Raw genomic sequence first — 3,224 nt, 5'->3', positions numbered from 1 at the left:
TCGACTGGCCCGAGGGCTTTTGCCGCCGCGACATCGGCTGGCGCGCGCTGAAATGACCATCGACAGGGCCCCGATCCGGGTCCATCCCGACAGCGGGCAGGCCGAGGCGATTCTTGATCTGATCCGCAGATGCTTTGCCTCGATGGAGGGGCGGATTGATCCGCCCTCCTCTATGCACCGCCTGACCGCAGAAACCATCGCCCAGCACTGCCACGATGGCGAAGTCTGGATCATCAGCACCCCACCCGTGGCCTGCGTTTTCCTGACCCCAAAGGCCGATTGCCTCTATTTGGGCAAACTCGCCGTCGACGCCGCGTGGCGCGGGCAAGGTCTGGCTGCGCTGCTGGTGGATCACGCCATGGACCGCGCCCGCGCCCTCGGCCTCAACGCGGTGGAATTACAGGTCCGCGTGGAACTGGTGGAAAACCACCGGGCCTTTGCCAAAATGGGCTTTGTCAAAACCGGCGAAACCGCCCATCCCGGATATGACCGCCCCACCTCGATCACCATGCAGCGCGCAGTGCTCTAAGCGGGCATTTGCTCGGGCGTCACCGCGAAACGAAATCCCACGTTTCCAGAGGTCACAGCCTAAGAAAGCGCCACTCGGTTGATCACAATCTCTATATCATTGACCGTGTTCCGCTCATTCTCGGGATGGAACGTATCCGTAAGACGTTCACCTCTGAATAACCGAACGACTTCGACGTTTGGTGCCAGGAATTGCGGAAGATCGAGCAGACCATCCGCTACGTACTCTGGGGGTCCGTCTATCGACAAAAACGTAAAGGGCGCATCCGCCAGCTTCACCTCGGTCACCGTTGCCCCGTCAAGCTCTGCCGGACTAAACACGACATGCCGGAAGTGCGAGGTGATCCCATCCCCAAAGCCCGAATGCCTTATAAAGAGTCTGCTATCGTGAACCTCGAATGTGCCCTCTATAGTCTCATCAATATTCAGCACGACACGGGTAATATCCGCGAGCGAATTTCCGTCCTGTCCGGACACGTCAAACGTCTGCGCCGAAAGGGTTGCCAAATCCTCGGACCGAAGGGTGAACACAAGATCGCTGCCGTCGCGCAGAGGTTCGATTGGCGTCCCATCTTCCTCTCCCAAGTCATCGACAAAGCCGATCCGAATCTCGTCCGCCTGTGTCGCATCCAGCCCATCAGCGAAATAGCGGTAAACCTCAGGAGGGAGTGCGGGATCGGCATGAGTGACAGTAACCGCCAGAACAGATGGCTCTTCCCCGGTGCCGGGGGTAATTGTCACCTCAAATCCGGTCATCGCCCCAAGAACCGAACCCTCGGCAATATCCCGAACGATCTCGATCCTGTCTTCGGCTGGATTGAAATCATGCAGTTGGGCAATTACGTCGCCCGGGCTCCTACTGGAAAAATACCGGATGAGATCATCGCCATCGCCTAAGGTCACATCAACAGTGTTTTCGTATCTGAATGAATACACATCAACGGTGTCATTGCCCTCACCCGCGTCGATCACACCAACGCCCCCGACAAACACCTCGATCACATCATCGCCAGGCCCCCCAAGCGCAACGGGTTCAACCCCCGGCAAGTCCTCGAACTCGGTGCCTGAAAACTGAATGGGGCTCTGACCCTCAAACAGTGAAATCGTATCGTCGCCCTCACCCCCGATACCCGTGCCGCCGGATACGTAGAGGCGATCATTGCCCGCCCCGGCGTCTACGGAATTGAAAACCGGCACCAATCCTGCGCCTGACGGATTTCGGGCGAACCCGCTGTCAATCGCGATCACATCGTCAAACGGCGTGCCTGCATCGTCCTCAAGCTGACGTGAAAGCGCCACCATGCCGAATTGGCGTGGGCCATCTACGACCGGCTCTTCGGGGAGTGTTATGGGCGGCACCTCCTCTCCAACGTCATCCTCGTCGGGCGGCCCCTCATTGGACACCTTATCATCGTCATTTTGATCACTTACGACGAGGGATGCCCCCAAAACGCCCATCGCCGCCAACAGCAAACCAAGCATACCGTCACCCCTCAACAACCTTGCTTTGCGCGGAGCGTAGGCCGCGACAAAAATGTCGTCAATCTATCCTTCGGATGGGTTCCCCTTGCGACTTTCAACACGTGGTTGTGTGTTGCATACGCGCATCAGGGGCGTGCCCCTCAGCCGCAGGTCAGCGCCTGGTCAAACCCCTCCGGGCTGGCCACGATCCCCACGGGCCGCATCGCCAGCGTAATACCCTCGAACGCGACTGCCACAACCTCGCGGAATTCGGCATCGGCCAGCACAATCTCGGCCCCCTGACCACAGTCACGCAAGCCACCCCAGATCACCTCATCCCCGATCCGGTGATTGGTGACACCCTTGAGGCTGGCAATTTGCGTCAATCCCCCCGGCGCCCAAGTCCAGACGCGCAGCACCCTGCCCAGATGCGGTGTTTCGACATAGGCAATATCGGTGATCCCGTCGCCATTCAGATCGGCAATCGCAGCAGGGGCCAGCCAGCGAAACGGCGTGCCGATAGGCGGCGTGGCGGCGGATTTCACCAACTGCCCGCGCCGGATCGTGTAAATCGCCAGTTGCGCGCCGTGCGTAGGGCTGGATTCCACCACCACGACATCGGTCTGACCATCGCCATCCGCATCCACCAGACGCGGGGCGATATCCTCGAACACATGGTTCGGCTCCGGCCCCTGTCGCAGATCAAGGCGGATGTCCATGCCCCGGTCACCGCGCACCGCCAACACGCGGCGCTCGCGTATCTGCCCCATGATCCGGTGCGGATAGCTGTCGTCAGGGGCCTCGAACCGCGCGGCGGCGATGCCCGCACCGCCGCTCTCAATCCAAGGCTCGGCGGAGACGCCGGGGGCAAGAACCGCCATCACCCCGATGACCGCCCCCGCGCCGCGCATCTCAGATCTGTTTTTCCGGCATCTGCACGACCAGACCATCCAGCGCATCCGTCACCTTGAGCTGACAGGTCAGGCGCGACCGGGCGGGGTCAGGCTGATAGGCGAAATCGAGCATGTCCTCTTCCATGTCATCCTTGGCGGGAAGCTTGCCCACCCAAGCCGGATCGACATAGACATGACAGGTGGAACAGGCGCAGGCCCCGCCGCAATCGGCCTCGATGCCGGGGATATTGTTGTCGCGCGCGCCTTCCATCACGGTCAGGCCATTGGCCACCTCGACCTCATGCCGGGTGCCATTATGCTCGATATAGGTGATTTTAGCCA

The 3,224-nt window shown here is 60.3% G+C and carries 4 protein-coding genes; 1 reads left to right on the top strand and 3 read right to left on the bottom strand.

The window, feature by feature from the left end; all coding sequences use genetic code 11:
- The first annotated feature begins 52 nt into the window (after positions 1–52).
- Complete coding sequence (locus KBT70_RS19995; RefSeq protein WP_296638283.1) at positions 53–529, top strand: GNAT family N-acetyltransferase; 477 nt, start codon at positions 53–55, stop codon at positions 527–529.
- A gap of 59 nt (positions 530–588) precedes the next feature.
- On the opposite strand, the gene KBT70_RS19990 is transcribed toward KBT70_RS19995, so the two are convergent.
- The 3 genes from KBT70_RS19990 to KBT70_RS19980 all read right to left on the bottom strand — a co-directional run.
- Positions 589–2,010 carry a hypothetical protein gene (locus KBT70_RS19990; protein WP_296638280.1) on the bottom strand — a complete coding sequence of 474 codons (1,422 nt, stop codon included), beginning with the start codon at positions 2,008–2,010 and terminating at the stop codon, positions 589–591.
- A 140-nt stretch (positions 2,011–2,150) separates the two neighbouring features.
- A complete protein-coding gene (locus tag KBT70_RS19985; protein WP_296638278.1) occupies positions 2,151–2,900 on the bottom strand; it encodes a VCBS repeat-containing protein in 750 nt (249 codons plus the stop codon).
- Position 2,901: 1 nt separating this feature from the next.
- Positions 2,902–3,224, bottom strand: a 323-nt coding sequence (locus KBT70_RS19980; protein WP_296638273.1) for a 2Fe-2S iron-sulfur cluster-binding protein, incomplete at its 5' end; no start/stop codon positions are given.

Origin of the sequence: Roseovarius sp. (genome assembly GCF_018066915.1) — a bacterium.
In the GTDB taxonomy this organism is placed as follows: Bacteria; Pseudomonadota; Alphaproteobacteria; order Rhodobacterales; family Rhodobacteraceae; genus Roseovarius.
This window is presented reverse-complemented; position numbering and strand designations above follow the sequence as displayed.

What these genes read in the sequence shown, in the direction of transcription:
- KBT70_RS19995 (WP_296638283.1), top strand. Translation starts at nt 53, where the DNA reads ATGACCATCGACAGGGCCCCGATCCGGGTCCATCCCGACAGCGGGCAG.
- KBT70_RS19990 (WP_296638280.1), bottom strand. Translation starts at nt 2,010, where the DNA reads ATGCTTGGTTTGCTGTTGGCGGCGATGGGCGTTTTGGGGGCATCCCTC.
- KBT70_RS19985 (WP_296638278.1), bottom strand. Translation starts at nt 2,900, where the DNA reads ATGCGCGGCGCGGGGGCGGTCATCGGGGTGATGGCGGTTCTTGCCCCC.